22 protein-coding genes and 1 pseudogene are annotated in these 20,613 nt (G+C 60.6%); all 23 read right to left on the bottom strand.

The window, feature by feature from the left end:
- A pseudogene (locus ACRESH_RS17625) lies at positions 1-193 on the bottom strand (pyocin knob domain-containing protein); the annotation flags it as partial.
- Positions 194-248: 55 nt separating this feature from the next.
- Positions 249-923 (bottom strand): hypothetical protein, encoded by a 675-nt coding sequence (locus ACRESH_RS17620; protein WP_431743181.1) that lies wholly within the window; start codon positions 921-923, stop codon positions 249-251.
- Positions 920-1,261 (bottom strand): hypothetical protein, encoded by a 342-nt coding sequence (locus ACRESH_RS17615; protein WP_431743180.1) that lies wholly within the window; start codon positions 1,259-1,261, stop codon positions 920-922. Before ACRESH_RS17615 ends, ACRESH_RS17620 begins: the two co-directional genes overlap by 4 nt.
- Entirely contained in the window at positions 1,258-4,731 is a 3,474-nt protein-coding gene (locus tag ACRESH_RS17610) for a host specificity protein J (RefSeq protein ID WP_431743179.1), read from the bottom strand. The genes ACRESH_RS17615 and ACRESH_RS17610 overlap by 4 nt, the downstream gene beginning before the upstream one ends.
- Positions 4,732-5,008: 277 nt before the next feature.
- Positions 5,009-6,034 carry an IS110 family transposase gene (locus ACRESH_RS17605; protein WP_431743178.1) on the bottom strand — a complete coding sequence of 342 codons (1,026 nt, stop codon included), beginning with the start codon at positions 6,032-6,034 and terminating at the stop codon, positions 5,009-5,011.
- Positions 6,035-6,141: 107 nt separating this feature from the next.
- Positions 6,142-6,738: a tail assembly protein gene (locus ACRESH_RS17600; protein WP_431743177.1), complete on the bottom strand. Its 597-nt coding sequence runs from the start codon at positions 6,736-6,738 to the stop codon at positions 6,142-6,144.
- Positions 6,738-7,508: a C40 family peptidase gene (locus ACRESH_RS17595; protein ID WP_431743176.1), complete on the bottom strand. Its 771-nt coding sequence runs from the start codon at positions 7,506-7,508 to the stop codon at positions 6,738-6,740. Before ACRESH_RS17595 ends, ACRESH_RS17600 begins: the two co-directional genes overlap by 1 nt.
- A 2-nt stretch (positions 7,509-7,510) precedes the next feature.
- Entirely contained in the window at positions 7,511-8,194 is a 684-nt protein-coding gene (locus ACRESH_RS17590; protein ID WP_431743175.1) for a phage minor tail protein L, read from the bottom strand.
- A gap of 8 nt (positions 8,195-8,202) precedes the next feature.
- Positions 8,203-8,541, bottom strand: a complete 339-nt coding sequence (locus tag ACRESH_RS17585) for a phage tail protein (protein WP_431743174.1) — start codon at positions 8,539-8,541, stop codon at positions 8,203-8,205.
- Complete coding sequence (locus ACRESH_RS17580) at positions 8,541-11,909, bottom strand: tape measure protein (protein ID WP_431743173.1); 3,369 nt, start codon at positions 11,907-11,909, stop codon at positions 8,541-8,543. Before ACRESH_RS17580 ends, ACRESH_RS17585 begins: the two co-directional genes overlap by 1 nt.
- Positions 11,910-12,494: 585 nt before the next feature.
- On the bottom strand, positions 12,495-12,767 hold the full coding sequence (locus ACRESH_RS17575) for a phage tail assembly protein T (RefSeq protein ID WP_431743172.1): 273 nt from the start codon (positions 12,765-12,767) through the stop codon (positions 12,495-12,497).
- Between the two features lie 50 nt (positions 12,768-12,817).
- Positions 12,818-13,285, bottom strand: a complete 468-nt coding sequence (locus ACRESH_RS17570; protein ID WP_431743171.1) for a phage tail assembly chaperone — start codon at positions 13,283-13,285, stop codon at positions 12,818-12,820.
- Positions 13,285-13,755 (bottom strand): phage tail tube protein, encoded by a 471-nt coding sequence (locus ACRESH_RS17565; protein WP_431743170.1) that lies wholly within the window; start codon positions 13,753-13,755, stop codon positions 13,285-13,287. The genes ACRESH_RS17570 and ACRESH_RS17565 overlap by 1 nt, the downstream gene beginning before the upstream one ends.
- 8 nt (positions 13,756-13,763) lie before the next feature.
- Entirely contained in the window at positions 13,764-14,111 is a 348-nt protein-coding gene (gene gp17, locus ACRESH_RS17560) for a tail completion protein gp17 (protein ID WP_431743169.1), read from the bottom strand.
- Between the two features lie 5 nt (positions 14,112-14,116).
- Positions 14,117-14,587, bottom strand: coding sequence for an HK97-gp10 family putative phage morphogenesis protein (locus tag ACRESH_RS17555; protein WP_431743168.1), 471 nt, complete (start codon positions 14,585-14,587; stop codon positions 14,117-14,119).
- The gene (locus ACRESH_RS17550; protein ID WP_431743183.1) at positions 14,584-14,904 is read right to left on the bottom strand and encodes a phage head closure protein; all 321 of its coding nucleotides are present in this window, start codon (positions 14,902-14,904) and stop codon (positions 14,584-14,586) included. Before ACRESH_RS17550 ends, ACRESH_RS17555 begins: the two co-directional genes overlap by 4 nt.
- On the bottom strand, positions 14,901-15,218 hold the full coding sequence (locus ACRESH_RS17545; RefSeq protein ID WP_431743167.1) for a head-tail connector protein: 318 nt from the start codon (positions 15,216-15,218) through the stop codon (positions 14,901-14,903). Before ACRESH_RS17545 ends, ACRESH_RS17550 begins: the two co-directional genes overlap by 4 nt.
- The gene (locus tag ACRESH_RS17540; RefSeq protein ID WP_431743166.1) at positions 15,211-15,636 is read right to left on the bottom strand and encodes a hypothetical protein; all 426 of its coding nucleotides are present in this window, start codon (positions 15,634-15,636) and stop codon (positions 15,211-15,213) included. Before ACRESH_RS17540 ends, ACRESH_RS17545 begins: the two co-directional genes overlap by 8 nt.
- Positions 15,637-15,676: 40 nt before the next feature.
- Positions 15,677-16,879: a phage major capsid protein gene (locus tag ACRESH_RS17535; protein ID WP_431743165.1), complete on the bottom strand. Its 1,203-nt coding sequence runs from the start codon at positions 16,877-16,879 to the stop codon at positions 15,677-15,679.
- Between the two features lie 10 nt (positions 16,880-16,889).
- Positions 16,890-17,537: an HK97 family phage prohead protease gene (locus ACRESH_RS17530; RefSeq protein ID WP_431743164.1), complete on the bottom strand. Its 648-nt coding sequence runs from the start codon at positions 17,535-17,537 to the stop codon at positions 16,890-16,892.
- Positions 17,530-18,726, bottom strand: coding sequence for a phage portal protein (locus ACRESH_RS17525; protein ID WP_431743163.1), 1,197 nt, complete (start codon positions 18,724-18,726; stop codon positions 17,530-17,532). Before ACRESH_RS17525 ends, ACRESH_RS17530 begins: the two co-directional genes overlap by 8 nt.
- Entirely contained in the window at positions 18,726-18,935 is a 210-nt protein-coding gene (locus ACRESH_RS17520; protein WP_431743162.1) for a hypothetical protein, read from the bottom strand. Before ACRESH_RS17520 ends, ACRESH_RS17525 begins: the two co-directional genes overlap by 1 nt.
- Positions 18,932-20,611, bottom strand: coding sequence for a terminase large subunit (locus tag ACRESH_RS17515; protein ID WP_431743161.1), 1,680 nt, complete (start codon positions 20,609-20,611; stop codon positions 18,932-18,934). Before ACRESH_RS17515 ends, ACRESH_RS17520 begins: the two co-directional genes overlap by 4 nt.
- Between the last annotated feature and the right edge of the window lie 2 nt (positions 20,612-20,613).

Below are 20,613 nucleotides of genomic sequence, written 5' to 3'. Positions count from 1 at the left end.
TGCTGCCACTTTGGTACGCCGGGAAGATCGACAGCACCGTGGCGCTAGCGATATTGGTCACTTCATACCAGCGACCATCAGGCCCGCGAAATGCGTCACCCACACGGGCATTCGCTGCGAAGTCGGTACCAGTACCAATGACTGTGCTCTGGCCGATCGTAAGCGCGACCGTACCTGCTTTGTACCAAGCCATAAATTCTCCAGGCAATAAAAAACCCGCCGGAGCGGGTGTGCGTTGTGACGTTCGATTACCGGCGAAGCCTGGCAAAGACAGCCGCGTGACTGCCGATGTCAGTCCAGGCCGGGCTGCCAACCCCATACAGGACCAACCGGTTGCCTGGATAATCAACGGTCACGCCCATGCGCATCGAGACGAACTGGTGCGAGCCGTTCAGGTAACGGGAGAATGGGTTGATCATGAAGTGGTCATACGGCCCGATAGCCCTCGGCAGGCTGCAGGCCCAGGTGTACGCATTACCAATTGCCAGCGGCGTCAGGCCGACATATGACCAGGCGTGCGCACCCATGCTTACGGAGACCGGTGGGCTGCCAGTGTCGTAGATGGCCTTGCCACTGCTATCCCATATCCGCATCCCGTACGTGGCGGTAGTGGTTGCCTGGAACACCGCTGCAAACCACGTTCCGGAGGTCGTGTGCGTGATATTGGAAAGCGCCACGCTGAAGCCGGTCCAGGCGCCCGGCGAGCCGAGGATGTTCATACTGCCGTACATGACGTTCGATTCGCCCATGGCTGGGCGTATGAAGATGCACGGAGGCTCAGCCGAGGTCACCGGCTGCGGGAAGTTCACGGTGAAGCCGCTGATCCCAGAGTACGACCCCCGGTGCACGACGCAAAGCCGTGGCATGTCGGAGTCGATCTGCAGGTAGCTACTGTCGTTGATGACCTTTAGGCCGTAGCTCAATTGGAAAACCTCATTACGAGAAGCCGGAACCTCAACAACGAGTATCCGGACGCCGGCGGAGATCCGGGGCGCACCGCGTAGATCGTGATAACTCCCGGGGCCAGCGATGTGTAGGGAAGCCCGTAAGCAGTCGACTCCATCTGCGACTGGGACGCTGCCTCTGTCGGCAGGATTACCGCAGAGCACGTTGCAGGATCGAATCCCGAGACATTGATGACGTGCACCCCTCCGTTCTCGCTCATGCTGTACACCTGGCTGTGCAGCACCTGGTAGGTGAAGTCATCGGTGGTCATCTGCACATTCCCTTGTTCATCCCAAACCGTCAGCCCGTAGCTCATTCTGTCTGGTCTCCTAACTGGAGGCGCTTCATGTTGTTGGCATCCCAGAACCGCAGCGACCGGTTCGTATGCGTCGAACGCCCCGCGCCCGGGAAGGATCCATTCAACTCGAACTGACCGGTAACAAAGTTCAGCATGATGCCGCTCACCCCAGGAACGTAATCGCCGCTACGCAGCGTCCCCGTAACAATCAGGTTCACAATGTCCGCTTGCCGAATAAAGGCCGAGTTCATGAACACCTGGCCACCCTGCACAGCGAACGGCGACGCGAGTGTGCCATTGATGCCGTTCACCACCGCGAACCGATCGGCTTGCACAAGGAACTGGCTCTGCAATCCAGCCGCGCCATTCTCGATGCCCAGGCCGATTCCGGCCGCGACATACTGACCCTGGCTGTTGAGCTGCATCTTCACCGCCCACATCGTCGACATCTTGCCGTCGGCGGCGACCTGGGCCTGAGACAGCGTCTGCACAGCTGCAGTCGTGCCCTTGAGCGTGGCCTCCAAGGTCTCGGTCTTGCGCACGTTCGCCAAGTCGCGGGAGGCACTTACCCGCACTTCGCTCGCAAACGCTACCTGGGCGTCCCATTGCTGGAGCGCACCGGCCAGATCACCGTCGGCGTCTTCGTCACGAGCGGATGCGCGCAGGGCTTGCATGCTGTCGGCCGTGGCCATGACCTTGCCGTCCACCTCGGTGATATTGGTGGTGTTGGTGGCCACCTGCTGGGCCAGGCCGTTGATGGACTCAACCGACTGACCGACATCGGTCCAGAGTGCGGGGTTGGGCGGCGCGTTGCCGCCTGCAGGGTCCGCAGGAATGCCCTGCTTGGCCTGGTAGATCCGCCCGTCCACAACGACCATCTGATCCTTTGTGTATGGCTCGTCTGGGTTGTAGGCCTTCAGCCCATCCAACATGTCGATCTGATCCTGCAACCCATCGATCTTGCCGATCAGCTCCTGGCCCAGCTCTGTCTCGGTGATCTGGCCTGCAATCAGTTCAAGAATCGGCCCCGCGTCTGAGCCAGACTGGCCGAGTGTGCCGTTGACCGCCGGGTACCAGGGACCAATGTTGCCCGTGCGATCGACCAGGCGCGCCCAGAAGAAAAACCGCACCCCTGCCCCCAGGCCCAGCAGCTTCCAGTCGCTCTGCGGGTAAGCCACGTCGGTCAGCTTTGTGGCCGCCGACAGGTCGTTGGCTGGGCCATACCAGATCTCTGTCCGCTGGGTGTCCTCAGCTCCAGCAGGGAGGTTCCACTTCAGACCGATGGCGAACAGTTCGCTGAGGGCAGCCAAGTTGGTGACCGCCGGCGGCAATCCCTCTTTGCCATTCAGCTGTGTGGCCACGCTGATAGCGAACACCGAAGCAACATCCATGACGCTGACGGCGCTTACCCTGGCCGTGTACAGGCCGGAGTAGATGCCCTCAACCTCCGCACCAAGCGTTCCTGTCGACGGCAGCCTGATCCAGCTGCCGTTATCCTTCCGCCACTCGACGTTGTAGGAAATGGCACCTTTCACGGCAGGCCAAGAAATCCGCATGGTGGTGACCGCGATTCCTTGCGACACCACGTTGCGCGCATCGATGCTCACGCTCGCCGGTGGATCGATCACACCTGGCGGCAAGATCGTGATCGGCTGCGGGTCTACCCGAGCGCCGTGGTCGATGGCATCGAACTTGTCCGGCTCATGCTGAACCGCGGTGATCTCCCACTGATGCATCGCCTTCGGCTCGATGGTCTGCACACGAAACCGCATGACGGCCAGGTCGGAGCTCTCGACGGACCAGGCGCACTCCGCCTCTGGCAGCTCCGAATAGTCGGCCAGCACCGTGACATCTCGGCCAGCGACCGATTTGACGATACGACCTTCAGCCTTGCCGCTCGGCAGATTGATGATCAATCGGTCTTCCGGCTGCACCTGGGCATCGATATCGAGCGTAACCACGCGCTTGGTGGCAGCGCTGATGCGACCACCGTTCGGGCGCCCCGACAGCAGTTCGTCGGCTACACCAATGATCGAGCCCGGCTCAATGTTGCGGCCATCCATGCCGGTGGTGAAGCGGACGGTCCAGGTCTCGTACTGCTCCGACTTCAACGCCCAGACCCCGTGACGGATGGCCTCCCCCTCGACAGTGCAGGCAAAACGGGCGATGTCGAGCATCCGGTGCCCAAGCACGCCGATCATGTCTTCGTTGGTAACTGCCGCAGGCTCGGTCTTGAATTCGTTGTCCGGGTTGTCCCAGCCGATCTTGGCGCGGGTGTGGCGGTCCGGCAGCGCGATCGCGCCGTAGTCAAACTCGCCAATGATGTTCGAGCGAGTGAATACGTAGCCGTCGTCATTCCCTGGGATGTCGGCGATGACCGTGACCTGAGAGCCGTTCCAGCAGCTGCTGCCACGGAACACGCCGGCCAGGTCCGACAGCAAGGCATAGCCCTCGGCCTGGTCCTGGATATAGACGTTGGTGGTCATGCGCGGCTGCAGTCCACCCTTTCCGTCCGACACCATCACGTCGCAATAGCGGCCGATCTCATACAGAGACCAGCGATCCACCATGTCAGCGGTGATGCGGCGACCAAGGCCATACCGGCGATGCAGCAGCAGGTCGTACCAGACCCAGGCCGGGTTGTTCGAATAAGCCAACTTGAAGGTGCCATCCCAGTTACCGGTATAGGCCCTGCTAGTCGGGTCGTAGTTGCTGGGCACTTTGATGATGCGGCCACGGCACAGGAGGCTGAACTTGGGGATGTTGGAGAACTGGGAAGCGTCATATTGCAGCGCAGCCAGGGCCAGGTTCGGGTACCGCAACTTGGCGTCGATCACCTCGGTGAGCGCCTTCACCCGCATGATGTCGGCGAAATTGCTGTCGTTTCGATTCGGGGTCAGACGGCGCAGCCGGAGCACGGCCGAGCTGAAACCCTGGGGCAAGTCGACACGATGGCTCCGCTCGTATTCAGTCGTACCCTTGTCATCGAGGGTGGCGGACAGCACGGTGCTGAACGCCCCGCCATCCACAGACAGTTCGATGGAATAGTCGATTCGGTAGCCGACCTGGTCCCCATTGGTCTTCACCTCCCAGATCTGTGGCCAGGACAACCGAACCCGAACAGCGGACAGGTCGCGGTTGGTAATTGCCCGCGTCCACGGGGCATCCGATCGCAGTTCCACTGGCAGGCCGGCGGACTGCTCGTACTCTGCAGCAGGGAAACCAGCGATATGCTCCTGATCAACTGAGCCTGAACGGAACTCCCAGGTTGTGCCGGGAAACGCTTCACTGCCGTCCGGTGCTATCAGGGGCGTGCCGTCCAGCTTGAATGAGCGCGCACCGTTGACCGGCCCGGCAATCTCCCCCTCGCTGATGATGTAGAGCATCTTGGCGGTGGCGATCGACAGAGCACTATCAGGTACCTTGTACGGCTGCCGAGGCTTGCTCTCACCGCCCTTGGCCCCATGAATCTTCAGTGCTGCACCCATACTTTCCTCCGGGCATTAAAAATCTATGGTCACCCCCATTTTTGCAATACTGATTAACGGGCGATGTGGTTGGCTTGCTTAAATCTATCCGGCGTCTGTTGGGACAAGTCCCGCGCCACGATGAGAGTCGCGCCTGATGATCCTTAAAAACCGCTCGGCTTCAAAAGCCGATTTTTTTGACAGGTTCTTCGTCAGGCCGGTTGGCCGTTTACATCATCTGTTGTTCAGCTATCGCAAAACCTGAAGGGTGATTCGTGGTACAGCAACAACAGCAGGGTCAGGCCGCCATAGTGCTTGACCCTGCTTCAAACTCGGTATGGTTAGCCGCTATCGCCCAGGCGATACGTGCCAGTTTGTTGGCCAAGGCACAGGCCACCACATTGGAGTGGCGTCGCATCAGCAGCGAGCGCACCCAGTCGGCCAAGGGACCTTTCTGATGCTCCAGCCGCTGCATATAGACCCGGGAGCATTGGACTAGCAGTCGCCTGAGGTTCTTGTCGCCACGCTTGCTGATTCCCAGCAAGTTGACCTTGCCGCCGGTGCTGTACTGTCTCGGCACCAAGCCCACAGATGCCGCAAAATCGCGACTGCATCCGTACTGCTTGCCGTCGCCCATTTCCACAGCCAGCAGGCTGGCGGTGATCGGCCCGACACACGGTATGCCCAGCAAACGACTACCTAGATCATCGTCGGCCAGCTGGCAAGCCAGCTCTTTATCCAGTTCCTTGATCTGTTCATCCAGGTAGACGAAGTGATCGTGCAGGCGCTGCAACAGGACTGTCAGTCGGACTGGAAGCTCATGCTCCGCCAGGATGCTGGCCAAGCGCTTCATCATGGCTAATCCTTGCGGAAGGCTGATGCCGAACTCAAGCAAGAAACCATGCATCTGGTTGATTGCCTTGGTGCGCTCACCCACCAGCGATTCGCGCAGACGGTGCAACACTGAAAGTGTCTGCTGAGCCTCAGTTTTGGGCGAAACAAAGCGCATTGATGATCGCGAAGCGGCTTCACAAATCGCTTCGGCATCAACGAAATCGTTTTTGTTGCCCTTGACGAAGGGCTTAACGAACTGCGGAGAAATCAACCTGGCCTGATGCCCCATGGACATCAGCTCGCGAGCGACGAAGTGCGCTCCGGCACAGGCCTCCATCACCACTGTGCAGGTTGGGAGGTTGCCGAAGTAACGCATCATCTGCTGTCGCGAACACTTCTTGCGAAACAACTCTCGCCCCGACTTGTCTTGGCCATGCAGGTGGAAAGTATGTTTGCCGAGGTCGATACCGACCAACGCTAAGTCGCCCATGGTGATGGTCTCCGAATAAAAACACCCTGCGAAAGCGTAGCCCTCGCAGGGTGTCGGGGGTGACCATCTCATTAACCGCCCGAAGGCGGTTCGTTGGAGCTGTTTGATCAGACCTGGTCCTCGGCATAAATGCCCGCCGAGGCCAGGGCGCCCCCCACATCTCGCTCACCGTAGAGCAGTGGCTTGCAGCGCCCCTGCGCCGTGGTGGTTACGGCGCCGCCGAATGCATAGGACGACTTGTTGCCGTCGCCCTCCTCGCCCAGCAGACCTGCGGTCGAAGGTGCCATGTTCATTGCGATCCCGCCCAGCATGAGACCGGCGCCGATCGCGGCCAGCCAGTATTGCTGGGTAATGGCGCCGACCACGATCAGGGCGAAACCGGCGATGGTGGAGAACAAGCCGCCGGACTTGCTGCCGACCACGATAGGTGCGATGCGGATGTCGCCGCCCTGGGTCGAGCGCATTTCGAGCTCGCTCTCACCGAGGTTCTGCTTGCCACGGAACACCGCGAACTCAAGCCCCCGCTCATGCCCCAGGCGCAGAAAGCGCCGAAAGCCCGGCAGCATCACGCACAGGGCGTGAATCGCCTCGCTGCAGGATGCGACTGCGAGGTAGTGAACCCGGCCAAAGCGCGAGCCCAAGACACCATAAAGGCGAACGGCAACAACCGGCGGCAAGGCTGGGGCTGGGACTGGCATAGCCATCAGGCGTCCTCAGGTGCACGTTGGTGGCGAAGAATCATCACGGTGCGCTCGGCCCACATTCCGCCATACACATCCCGGGAAGACTTCTTGCCATAGCGGTGATGCAGGAAGGTGCCAGGCGCCGCATGCAGATCCGGCACACTCGATATCAAGCCATCGCCCAGGTAAACCCCGGCGTGGTTGGGCGCGGCCGGCATGGCACCTCCCTGGGCGGCGATCTGCATTACGACCAGGTCACCCTTGCGCAGGTTGGCCGCGCGATAGAACCCGACCTCCTCGTAGTAGCGTGCATACAGGCTTTCGCCTTCGTTCCACCAGCCATCACGGCGCGGGAAGTTCGGCAGGTCGATGTTCCATTCCCGGGCGTACCAGTCGCGCACCAGGGCATAGCAATCGAGGATGCCATGATGAAACTCACGGTCCAGCAACGGGGCCTGGTAGCCCTCCGGCTTGATGGTGGCGGTATCGCCTTCCGGCCAGCCCAGAATGAACCAGGGCACGCCGTGCAGCTCACAGCTGACGCGGTCGGCCATGCTGGGCACGGCCAGCGCATTCGGATGGCTGTGCACGATCTCGACAATTTCGCCCCGGTCTTCGGCTGCACACTGGTCTTCGGGGTTGATGATGAAGTGCTCACTTGGCGTCTGGGCGTCATTGCGGCACGGCACGTACACGCGCCGGCCATTCTCCCGGATCACCACCCCGCAGCACTCGCGGGGCAGCTCGGCCTGGGCATGGGCCTGCACCTGCTTCAGCAAAGTCTTGTTCATGGTCACACCAGGCCGGCGCCAGGGACGCCACCAAAGGGTAAAGGGTTGTTCTCGCCGTGACGCTTTTTGCAATCGCTCAGGCGCCCACCGCACCGGTCCAGCGCGGGATCGTCGACGGGGTTGCCGTCGGCATCGAACATCTTGATGCCGGTGTAGTTGCAGTCGGGCCCGCGGTACTCACCCCACAGACACCACTCGCAGCGGTTCATGATCAAGCCGCCAGGCAGCATCTGCCCCTTTACCGAGGTCGGCGGCGCCAGGCCGAACACAATCTCCTTCCGGCCGATGCTGGTCGGCACGTTGATAAACGAAATGCTGGTGCGCTCTTGGTCGCTCGCCGTCGGGTTGCCGCCAGGGAAGTTAGCGGCATCGAGGTACTTGGCGTACGTCTCACGGACAGTGACCTTGATCCCCACCAGGTGGTGGAACTGAACGCATAGGGCCGTGATGACGCCGTCGAGGTTGCCCAGCTTCAACATTGGGGTGCTGGTGTTGCCCTCGGCGCCACGGCCAAAGCCGCCAACCTCGAACGGCCTTGGCAGGTAGGCCTGTCCCTTCCAGTAGATCGGGCCATCCCATTGATGTGCGTGGTAGCGCAGAGTGCCCATGCCCCGCGACTCACCGTCCAGCTCGAGCAGCTGGATAAGGTCGCCGGGCTCAAGCTTCTGGTCGTCTGCCGTGATCATGCTTTACCTCATGGACTAAAGACTTGTTGGAAGGTGGTGCTGAGCGTGTATCGCCCCTTGCCGTGGCTCGCCGTCTGCCATCCACCCGTGGTGATGTACCGACCTTGGGCTTGCAAAGGTGGCTTCCAGAGGAAGCTGATCGCGCCCTTGTGGCGAATGAAGAACGCCAGGATCGGTGCTAGATAGGCCTCAGTCCCCGTGAACGAAACCTGATGAGACCCGGCCAGGTTGTTGATCCCGACCGACAGACGCTGGCTGTAGCCGTTGTTGTATTGGGACGTGAGCACATTGGCCTGTACGTCCCCGCTCGAACCCACCCGCGGGGACCAGGTGAATACTTCAGGCATCACCCATTCCTCCTATTGCTGGGGTCAAGCAGGCCGTTCTGGCCCTTCTCCTGGATGATTACGCCCCGAGCGACCTTGGGCATCTCTTGGCGCACCGTGCTGAGCAGGGCCTGGCCCATGGCCTCGTAGCCCTCAGTGGATGCAACCGAGCCGCCCGTGCCGTCGCCACTGATGTGGATGGAAATTCGCGGCGCTGCGGTAGCGCCATCGGCGACAGGTGGCATTGAATACCCGAGCGAAGCAGGCGCAGCAGCCGACCCGACGTAGCCGCCAGAGGCATAGCCGCGCTTGTTCAGGCCCTCGAGGTAGTCGCGCATGCCCGGGAGTTGCACCACTTCCTTGCGCAGGACGAACTCCCCACCGTGCACCACCCCCATTGGCTCGAACTTGCCGCCGTCACCGGTGTAACCGCCGCTGGAAAATCCGGCCAGGGCCATGCCGGCGACCATGCCGGCGTTCGCGTAACCAGCCGCCAGCAGCGCCGCCCCCACTGGAATACCGCCCAGCACCGTCAGCTCGGCCGGCGCTTTAGCCGCGGCGATCTGTGCGTTCATGATGATCGAAGCGACCGCGAAGGCCTTTTGCGCCACGAACAAGGCTTTGTAAGCCCCGGACTGTTCGCCGGCGATTTTGCCGACCATGTCCGCCGCCTGACCCGATAGCTCGCTGAAGGTGCTGACCACCGCCACCTTGTACGAATCCTGAATGCCGGAAAGGCGCTCGTTGTTGGTCCTGGTGATATCCGCTACGCGATCCAGGTACTGCTGTTCGGCAGCCAGGCGCTGTTCATTCGTGCTTTGCTGGTCGGCCAGGATCTGGTCGCGCAGCTCAGCCTGCAGCGTCAGCTGCTTGTCGTGCCACTTCTTGAGCGCGGCTTCGGCCTCGGCGATCTTGATCAGCTCACCGGAAGCCCCGGCGACAGAAGCATCGAGACCGCCATACTCCGGCGCCTCAGTGAGGGTCGCTTTGGAGATCGCATCAGCGCCCGCCCGGTACTGGTCCGAGTTCAGGGTGCCGGCGCGCTTGGCCGTTTCCAGAACCTTCATCCGCTCGCGCGTGGTAGCGAGTAGAGCCTGCTCCTTGCTCTGCAGGCTGGACATCAGCCCGTCGTAAGCCTTGCGGGCGTTCAGCGCATCAAGCTCGATAGCCTTGCCTTCGAGCAAAGCCTTGTTCCGGTCGCTGAGCTTGGAGAGCTCGCCGTTGGCCAAGTCGTAACGCAACCGGCCCAGCTCAGTCGTTTCATCATAGAGCGCGACTTGCTGGGTCAGATTGGCCAGGGTCTGTCTGTAGGCATCGTTCAGGCGCTCGGCCTGCCGCTGGATATCCTCCGATGCTTTCTTGGCTTTCTGCTGGGCCTCCTCGGAAGCCTTGGCAGCCGCTTCTGACCCCTTGATCGCCGTTGCCAAGATGCGCCAGCCCTCGGCCGTGCTGGGGTCAACGCCCTCACGCTCGATGCGCCGATTGATCTCACCGGCCAGGTCGCCGCCATCGCGCACCGACTGCAGGCGCTCGACCAGATTCTTGGTGTACGTGTTCCAGCCGTCCACCGTCTTCTGGTCAGGGCCTTCAATTTTCTTGAGGCCAGCGCCAGCCTGAGCTGCGGCCGTAGCGACATCGTCCAGCCTGCCGCGCAGCATGTTGGCCACGTCACCATATTCGCCCGACGCTTTGACCGCCTCGCCATAAGCTGCAGCCGTGGCGTTGATTGCCTTGGTCATCTCCTCGCTGGGTCGAATCGCGGCTACCAGCTGCTGAGTTGCCGAATCAATATCCTGCCCGCCGACAATTCGGCGGTTGAAATCTGTGACGGCTCGATCGCGCTGAAATGGGTTTGCCTCGAAGGTATCACCCCATTTGTCATTTGCCTGGGCAGAGGCGCGAATTTCCCTCAGCGCCTTCTGTGCGGCAACCTGCGCGTCTGCTTGCTGTTGCAGCACCCCATCCAACTTATAGCGAGCTTGTTCTTTTCCCAGCTCGGCGAACTCCTTGCGGAGCTCTTCAACGGGGCGCTTCAGGTCGACAGTAGCTTTTCGAGCCTTTTCGCTGTTGTCGCTGAAAAGCAGGTAGCTGGCCGCTACTGCGCCCGCAGTCAAGGCAAGCCCCGCAGGCCCTCCGAGAACCCCAAGAAGACTTGCCCCAGCTCGACCAACAACTGAAGTCGCTGCCGCACTGGCAGATGATGCAGCAGCCTGAGCAGCGGCTGCCCGGGCATCCTCTAAGCGCGCAATACGTAATCGACCAAGCGCTGCAGCATGGGCGTCAGTAAATCTGGTCGCAGCGACCTGAGCCTCTGCTGCCAGCGTCTCGGCGCCAGCCCGGCGAACCGCCATCGTGGCGGCATCAAGCTGCGCTTTGGTGCGCCCAATCTCAGCCGAGCTTGCTTCTCGAATGGCGCCAACTTGGGCCCAAAGGCTCTTGATGAACTCGCCAGCCTTTAGCCCTCCATATGCGGCGCCGACGGTGAGTGCGGAAGCCGCAAGCACATCCATGTTTTTCGCGACAAACTCGATTGCACCCGACAAGACTCCGGTGCTTCCTGTAGCAGCGTCAGCCCCACCAACCCATGCCTGAAAAGCGTTGTTCAACGAAGTAGCGGATCTGCTGACTGATGGAGGCATCTTGCCGAACTCATCGTTCAGCACGCCAAGCTGGCTAATAAGGGCTGGGACAAGTTTGTCGATGGTGATCAGACCTTGGTCTGCCATAGCCTTCAGATCTTTCCTTGCGACTCCCATCCCAGCTGCAAGGGCGCGGAGAACTCGATCACCGCTATCCGCGATAGAGTTAAACTCCTCGCCCCTTAACACACCCTGCGCCAGCGCCTGGGAGAACTGCGTGATGGCTGCCGAGGCTCCCTCAGAGCTTGCGCCCGAAACCTGAAGTCCCAGCGAAAGCGCCTCTGTAACACCAAGCACGTCAGAAGTGGAATACCCGAACTCCCTCATCGAGGACGCAGAGCGACTGAAAAGTCCGGCGTTATCTGAAAACACTGTTCCGGCTCGCTGGCTAAGTTCGAACAGTGACTTCTGACTGACGGCAAAGTCTTCAGTGCTGGTGGCGGCCTGTTTCAGCCGGGCATTGACCTGGTTCCAAGAGTCAGCCTGATGGATGACATTCCCTACTGCCAATGCGCCAGCCATAGCTGCTGCATAGCTTCCAACCGTGGAGGTGAGCGACTGCATCGCGGCGCCTTGGGCGCGCACGGCGGCCTCCTGCGAGCGCCATGAACTGGTCGCGTCCCGGTTGCCAGAAGTTACAGTCCGGAGATAACTCTGCCCCATGCGGCCAGCTCTGGCCATTTCGCGCTGATATGCACTTGTTTCAGCGGAAACACTGACGATCAAGGAGCGAAGTGTTTGACCCGACATGCTTTTCTCCAGGCATTAAAAAACCCGCCGGAGCGGGTTAATTTCTCTTTTCGGTGATCAGGATTCTGTCGTCCTGGTCGACATAGAATCGCCATTTATTCCGACAATCAACAAATACAACAACGCCAAATGGCGGGCTGCTCATGCGATCCGACAGACCAACATAATCGACCTGATCGCATTTCCTCTGCTTGGCGCTTTTCAAGGCAGCGGTTCGTTCAGTCGCCTTAATGCGCTCAACGCCACTTTCCCCCCCAAGCCTGGTAAGTTTTTGGATACTGCTCCTTCGAGTAGGATGAGAACACAGCTTCATCGAGCTTAACCTCGGAGTCGGACCGCTCACCAAACAAGGCATGGCTCCCCCACCACATCCCCCCGACAAACATGCATCCGAGCGCCAAAGTCCATCGCAACAGCCTTTCGGACCCTGGGGTCTTTGCAAACCCACGACAAAGCCCGATCACAAACACGACAACTACAGCCGTCGCAACCCATAGAATAAAAGTCATCCGCAACCTCCTTTTGGACGTCGCGACTCTAACACCTGCTCTAACTGCTGAAAAACTCGAGCACTCCCTGCCCAAACTACTCGCTGTCGACGCTCGCCATGAGGAATGCCTTGAACAGCTCCTCTCCTTCCTCCGGCGCCTCTCCGGCTGGGTGCCCTCTCTCCGGGCTCCATTTCGGCATCATGTCCATCGGTGTGACCTTGGCTCCCTGGGCCTGGAGTGTGGATGCGGCGATGATCGAGGCCTGGATATCACCCCGGGCATCGCTGAGCGGGGATTCCTCGTTGTAGGCCATCCACAGGAACAGCTCTTCAGCGCTCATGCGCTCCCGCAGGTCTTGCAGCGTCATGCCCAGTCGGAGGGCCAGAGTCAGCATGAACGCCAACTCCGGCTCCTCCGTCAGTCGTTTCCCGCTGCTTCCACTGGGTCCTGAGCGCCAGCGCCAGCCTCAACGCCGCTGAGCTCGAAGGCCTTGCCGACCAGGCGGTCGTGTACAGGGCTGAATGCCTTGGCCACGGTCTCCACATCTGCATCCTCGAAGATGCGAGCGTGCGACTCATCCAGCAGGGTGCGCACTAGGACGAAGGCGTACAGCGGCGAGGAATCGATATCAACCAGGCGCGCGGCCGGGGCTTCACCTTCTTCCTCTGCAGGAACTTCGCTCAGCCCAACAGCTGCGCGAGCGGCGGCCACGGCAGCAGCGGCACGGCGGCGATACTCGGCCCAGTCACCAGCGCTCAGCGCCATCACGACGACTTTTGCGCCATCCCACTCCGGCACGTCCAGCAGCTCATGCTTGAAGTTGCGAGCAGGGTCGAGCGCCATGGTGCGCAGGCTTTGTGCGCCTGCAGCCTTTGCGCGCGCCATTATGGGGCCACCGGCGGCACTTTGAAGCCGACCTTACCGGTGATGCGCACGTTGAAGGTACCGTTGACGGTACCGTTGGGTGCAGCGTCCCAGGTGAACTGGGTAACCAGGCCAAGGAACTCAGAGGACGTACCGTCCTTAAACACCGACTTGAATGCCCGCGGCTCGCCATCGTCCCGGGCGGTGCGCAGCACGGTCTGGGCTTCATCGTCAGCTTTCCAGTTGCCGGACATGCTGAAGGTGCCGTTGTCAGCCAGGCCCACGGTGTATTCCTTGGCCTCGCTGGCCAGGGTTGTCACTTCGATCTCGTCCGATTGGCCGCCCTGGAACTGGGGCTGCTTGATGGTAACCGAGAGGTCCGCGAACTCGAGGCCGACCTCGGCTGGGTCGAGGGTGGTGGTCTTGGAAACGCTGAGCTGGGTACCCTGCGTTTTGACGAACTTCGCTTTGGTTGGGTTCTGCGCGGCCATGTGGCCTCCTATGGTTGCAGGGTGTACTCCCAGCTGACGCTGAAGAGCTTGGTGTCATCTTCGAAAACGTCCGGCAGGCGATCTGCGCTGCCGGTGGTGAAGTCATCGCCGTCGGTGGTCATGACCGCGAAAGCCTCGCCGGCCAGGGTCAACGCCTGAAGGAAGCTCTCCCCCCAGGCGTCGAGCTGAATGGTGAGATCCTTGGAGCCATCCCAGCCGGCCAGGGTGAACCCTGTATCACTGCTGATGGTCTGGATCACCAGGCGGGGCTGCTCGGCATCGGCCGGGGCAACGCCGAAGTAAACGCGGCCGCCCACCAAGGGCGATAGCCTGGCGATGAGGGATTGCTCGATCATGGGGATTACCGGGTGATTGCGTTGTCGATGCCTTCAGCGAGCTTGTCGGCGGTGGCCTTCTCGATCTCGGCCAGGTTGGCATCCCAGGTGGGGCGAATGAACGGCGCGGCGGCCATCTTCGAGGTGCCGTGCTCGAGGAATCTCCAGTAGAACGGCGCCTCGTAATCGGTCGTGGTCGATTGCCCTTTCTTGCCCGGGCGTTTCCGCGCCTTACTGGTCTTTCCGGCTGGCGTCTTCACTCGCACACCGGCCGTCGCTGTGCCCGGGGTTCCCCCCTGCTTCACGCGGGTGGCTTCAATGTTCTTCTTCAGCTTCCCGGTTTTGATTGGGGCCGCCTGCCGCGCCTTGTCCCGGGCGACCCGCGCGCCAGCAATGACAGCATCCCGCACGACCTTGTTGCCTACCGACCGAGCCAGGCGCTCGAAGTCGGCCTGCAGGTCGCCCAGGCCGACGACAGTCAATGATCCGTTGCTCATTTGGGCTTCACCGTCTTGCACATGAGTTTGAGCATGTCCCGCTGGTTGGTTGCCAGCGGGGCGATGATTTCGTAGCTGATGCCGTCGTGGACCAGGTGCTGACCAGCGACCACATCCTTGCGGTACCGGATGTTGATCTCAGCGCTGACCTGAACCTGCATCTGCGAGGCTGCCTCATACATGCGGCCCGATGGAATGTTGATCTCAGCCCACAAGTGACCGAGGTCACCCCAAACCTTCGAGGGCTGGCCAAGAGCGTCCTTGCCTTCGACATAGCCGCGGAGAACGCAGGGGTGACACAAAGGACCGGCCCTCATACGTTCACCCAGCGATGCGGGGTCCATAGAGCGTTTGTCGCCATGGGAAGCTCGGCAGTGATCGTCCCGATCACCACAGATTCACGACTTGCGTACCAGTGACCGATCAGCAACAGGGCTCCCTGCCGAATGGGCTTGGTGATGACCAGGGCCTTGCCGACTGGATCTGGCAGCACACCACCTTCTTCGATCAGCTCTCGGTTGGTCCAGAGCTCGAAGGTGCTCAAGGCTGCTTCCGTGTAACCCTGAATCAGATCGTCCTCGGCATCGTGAGTTACGCGCAGATGCGCTTTCACGATGGCCAGGTCAATCATTTTTCGGCACCAGCGCCTGCAGGGCAGGCTTAGTCATCCCAGCCTCGAACGTGATGTTCTTGGCCGCGAGCCACTCCTTAAGCTTCGGCACAGTCATCTTGAGCGGGTCGGTTTCGTCTTCGGCATCCTTCTGCAACTGGATCGCCGTGTCGATCTCCTCCTGCGAGCTGCGCGAGGTGTAACCCTCCGGTGGGTAGTTCACCGCCAGGTAGCCAGCCTCCAGCCACTGGGACACAGTAGGTCCATCTTCACGCAGGCCCGGACCGCGCTGGCGGTCGAGGTACTCCGCTACGCCGAGATGCTCAACCGCCACCACCGCACAACGGTCGGACACGTCTTGCTCGCCGGCCTGAACCTCAACCACCTGATTGCCGTCCGGGGAGAATGGAAACGGCTTTTTCACGAGAATGCTCTGCATAAATCCTCCAGTGAGTGGGCGCCCGCCGGCGCCCACACAATCAGGCCGCGCTCAGGGTGAGAACCTTGATCGCCTGGGAGTCGACGAGCATGCCGCCGACGCGCTTGGTGGTGTAGAAGCCCACAAAAGGCTTGTTGGTGTAGGGGTCGCGCAGAACACGGGTGCCGATGCGGTCGACGATGGTGTAGCCGCGTTTGAAGTCGCCGAACGAGATCGCGTTGGCATCTGCAGCGACATCTGGCATGTCTTCGTTCTCGGTGATGCCGTAGCTCAGCAGCGTCGATGGTTGGCCCAGCTCCAGGCCTGGGCGCCACAGGTAGTTGCCTTCGCTGTCCTTCAGCTTGCGTACATAGGCCAGAGTCAGGTTGGTCATCATGAAACGACCATTGGCGCGATAGCCCGCCTTCAGGGAGTGGATCAGGTCGATCAGGTTGTCACCGGTGAAGCCGCCAGCGGTGCCAGAAATCAGCTTCTGGAGCTTGCCGAAGGCGCGGGTTTTGTCGCTGTCAGTGACCAGTTCGTAGGCCAGGTAACCCTTCGGCTTGTTCACGCCGTTACCGCTGGTAAACGCGCTCCCCTCCTTTTCGGAGAATTCACGCGACACTTCGCTGTTCAGCCAACCTTCGGCATCGAAGAAGATGTCGTCAAGGCTGGTCTGAGTAGCCTGCGGGTTGGCGTAGATCTCACCCATGAACGCCGAGATCTGGCCGAGAGTCGGGTTACCAGTCGCCGGACGGGCGTCGGTTTCACCTACCCAGCCGGAGCCAGCGCCGCCCAGGCTTACCAGACGCTTGTAGTCCGGCGAGCCGACGGTGATCTGGTTGCACACCTGGCGCATCGGGGAAGTGTCTTTCAGCAGCTCAATGATGCTGCGGTCCAGTTCTTCCGGCACCGCGTAGCCGCCATCGGCATCGTTACCGATCTGCAAGGCTTTCGCCTGGAGGTCGCCCAAGCCGGTATCGATGCCCTTGCGGACGAACTGCATGAACGCGGTCTTGTGCTCGCTGGCAGCCTTGGTGCCGGTGCCATCGGGACGCTTAAGGTCGGCCAGCTCCTTTTCCAGCGCCGACTTCAGCGCGTCGAGCTCGGTCAACTTCTCGTTCAGGGTTTCGACCTGGCCCGACAGCTTGCCTTTCTCGGCCTCCAGGCCATCGATGCGCTTGTCGTTTTTTTCCTTGAACTCGTCGAACTTCTTGCCCAGGGCATCGGCAACTTCTTTGATGTCTTTTTCTTCAACAGCCATGAGAGGCTCCTTACATTTTGTCCAAAAGGGATTTCAGGTGTTCCAGTGACTTGCCGGCACCCGCCTCTCGCGGTGTAACTGCGCCGTAGCCCTTGGCCATAAAGGCCTTGGCTTGGGAGCCAGAAAACCCTACCTCTCGCAGGGCTCGCTCCACTTTGCTGGGCGGCGGGGTTTCCCCGCGCTCCAGCAGAGATTTCACATCAGTGACATAAGCCGCCTCGTTCATGGCGAACGTAACCACCGACACTTCCCATAGGGTGATCTTCTTGAGCAGGTAGGCGCCCTTGACGCTGTCCCACTCCCAATCATCGAGCGTGTAGCCGATAGATAAACCGGTCACGCTGCCAGCCTTCATGTGGGCATAGGCCCGGCGAGCGAGCGGATCGTCATCGATCAGTAACTGGCCTTTTACATACAGGCCTTTCTCATCCTCCTTCATGTCGGTGTGAGGGCCGATGGGCTCGTGGGTCTTGTGCTGCCAAAGAACCGGAGGCAACTTGTTCTTGCCCCGCCACTCGATCAGCGAGTCAGTGAAAGCTCCTGGCATGACGATGTCGGAGCCGTGATCCTTGACCCCGAACACGGAGCCATACCCCTCGAACTCGCCGGCCTCGGACAGCGCCTTGAGCTCGAAGGGGACACGCATTTTCTTAAGCACTATTGCCGCCCTCCGGCTTGGTGGTCATGTTCATTGGGGTCAGGTAGATGTCGCCGCCCTCTCGAGGGTTCTCATCTTCCAGCTCGCGGCAATCATTGGGGCTCAGGATTCCCCACTGGATGCCCTTGCCGTAGGAGTTGTAGCGCCCATTTAGGTCTCCCCGCATCAGGGCGCCGGCGTTAAATTTGGCGTAGTGGGTCAGTCGGTCCTTCTCATTGAGCAGGCCAACCTGAATGCGGTGCTCAATTCGCGTGATGATCGGCACCAGTGAGTAGTTCACGAAGTTCATGCCCATCTGTTCAACGTTGTTGAGCGTCATCTTGTCCATGTTCGCAACCAGGTGCGGTGGCACACGAAAGAGGCCGCAGAGCTGCGCTTCGGTCATGCGCTTGGACTCAATGAACTGGGCGTCCTGGGCATTCAGGCTAATCGGCTTCCAGTCCAGCCCCATCTCCAAGATCATCGGCTTATAGGCGTTCGCCACACCCATGTGCTCGCCCTGGAACTCGGTCTTGAGTCGGCCAAAGGCCTCGTCAGTCAGCTGCTGCTCAGTACGCAGAACCCCGCTGGTCACCGCCCCGTTCGTGAAAAGCTTGCCGGCGTGCGCATCCATTGCCTGGCCAAGGCCAAGAGTTTGCCGCGCGTAGGCGATAGGGTTCAGGCCGTTCAAACCGTCCAACGTGAACAGCCGGACGTGCCAGATCTCTTTCTGTGTGAGCGTCTGCGGGCCTGCCTTGAAATTGACTTTGTATTCAACCGACCAATCGTCGTTGAGCTTCGGGTGGACGATGTCGGGGTTGAGCGGCAGAAGCTCAACGACATTGCCGAGAGCCTCGACCTTGTAGGCGTAGAAGTTGCCACGCAAACACAGGCAAGCAACCAGCATCTCCCAGAACTCCTGGGCGGTCATGTAACCGTTCGGCGCCATGGTCAGCAGCGGGTAGAGTCGATGGCTGGTCGCCGGCAAGCGCACTTTATCCGCCTGTTTCATCAGCCGGCACGGCAGCATGCCGATCGACTCGGCCAGCACGCGAACGCAGTTGAACACCACCAGTTGCTGCAGAGCACTGTTGGTAGTAACTCGCTGGCCGGACGTTGTTTCGTAGCCAGTGCCGAGGGCCTGCGCCAGTTTTTCTGGCGTGTCGATAATCAGTGGGTTGCTCTTTCTCCCAAGGAGTGCTCGAAGCATCAGCTGCCCCCTCGAATGATCGCGTAAGCGGCGAGCCCCATCAGGATCACCCCGCATACAGAAAGCGACACGGCTTCACCGAAGCCTACCCACAAACCGCGCGCGAGCAGCCCGAAGCCGGCCAGGCCGACCAAATCCGGCAAGCTTTCGCGCAGGCGCGCGAGGGCCGACACCTCGTCATCACGAGGCGCCTCGTTTTCAGGGGTCATAGGGTTCTGATTCCGTATTTTGAGATGTGAGCCGAGAGCGTCTGCTCGACCTGAGGATTCGTTGCCATCAGCGACACTGCGCAAAACAGCGCCATCAGCGGGTCTATCTTTGCGGAGCCGCTGGCCTGCTTGGTAATCAGGATTGAGTTGCCGCGGGGCTCAACCCGGGCGTTGCCACAGCACCAGTTCATCAATGGCTGTTCTGCGTGAACTAGGCCGCCCTCAGCAAGCTTGCGCTCGGTTGTCTTGATAGCCCCGCCGAGCCGCCAGCCTTGACTGACGCCAACCACCTTCTCTTGATCGACGCCACGCGCATTGATCGCTTCAAGAATCGCGCCGATGCCAGCAGGATCGAGCCCCACCTGGTGCAGAAGTCCTGATGCGTCCACCTCTTCGACGATGTCAGCAACCTCTTCGACGTCATCGCCAATTCGATTGACCAGCACCAGGTCGCCACTACGCGCGTAGTCATGCAGGTTTGCGGCGATATCTTTTCGGCGTTCCAGTACCGACGGGTGAGCCCATGCCCTGCACCAGGCCAACCACTCCCGGGTTTCGCGATCACGCCCCACAACGGCCAACCCCAATAAGTCATCAAGCCCGCCGCCATCGACGCCAATGGTCACCACTTCGCTACGCTCGATGATGTGCTTCAGCGTCACGAACTTGCGAGCCTGAGCTTCCCAGAACTCGGCTCCAGCCCAGCGATTCGAAAGCAGTGCCAGCCCGATCTCGACGTTAAGGAATTTCGACAGGAACCCGCGTAGCGACTCTTCGCCCGACTCCTCAGCCTTGGCCAGCTCGCGCTCAAGGTACTCCCGATCTACCGAGTACCCGAGGTTTGGGTTCACGATGTGGAAGTTCTCAGGCTTGCGGTGCTCCCCCGCTTCAATCATGGAGCGCGGAAACTCGTAGATCACCGCGAGGAACCGGGGATCAACAATCCTTCCGTCTCGCACGCCCCGGGCATACTGCAGCTTCTGCAAGAACAACCCGGCCGGAGGCTTATCGGACTGCGTCGTAAGGTAGATGATGCAGCCCTCAGGGCGAGAGGCCAGGCCGCCTGTGGCCTCGCGCAGCATGTTCTCGGCGTTGTGGTTGCTGCCAAACAGGTGGATCTCGTCCACCAAGATGAAGCTTGCTTTCTTGCCGCCCACAGTATTTGAGTCGGCCGCCACGACCTTGAGTGTCGCCCCGGTCTCGCGATGGGTGATCGTCCTGATGTGCTCTTGCACATGGAGCAAATCAGCCAGGTCCTCATCGTGCTTGACCATATCCCGTGCCGGAGCAAAGGCGTTCTGCGCAACCTCGATGGTTGGCGCCAGGATGATCAGCTCGGCTGACTGGCGCCAGTTGCGGATCAGCAGCGTCAGCATGATCGCTGCGGCGATCGTAGATTTTGAGTTCTTCTTGGGGATGACCAGAGCGAACTCTTTGATTTCACGCCGGCCGGTGTCTGGGTTGTATGACCCAAACACTGATCCTGCGAAGTCCGATACCCACGGCGCGCATGCCTCGCCAATAGTTGGACTGCCCGGGGCGTCCACAATGCGAAGCTGCTGCATTACCTCGAGGCCGGCAGCCGACTCCCCGGGGAACAATGGCGCCATCGGTATCAGTGACTTGCCGGCAACAATCCTCTCTTCCCAGTCAAGGCAAGCAGTGGACCATTCCATTC

It is taken from the genome of Pseudomonas sp. (assembly GCF_050739775.1).
Taxonomy (GTDB): domain Bacteria; phylum Pseudomonadota; class Gammaproteobacteria; order Pseudomonadales; family Pseudomonadaceae; genus Aquipseudomonas.
Note: the sequence above shows the minus strand (reverse complement) of the source record. Positions and strands in the feature narration are given on the sequence as shown.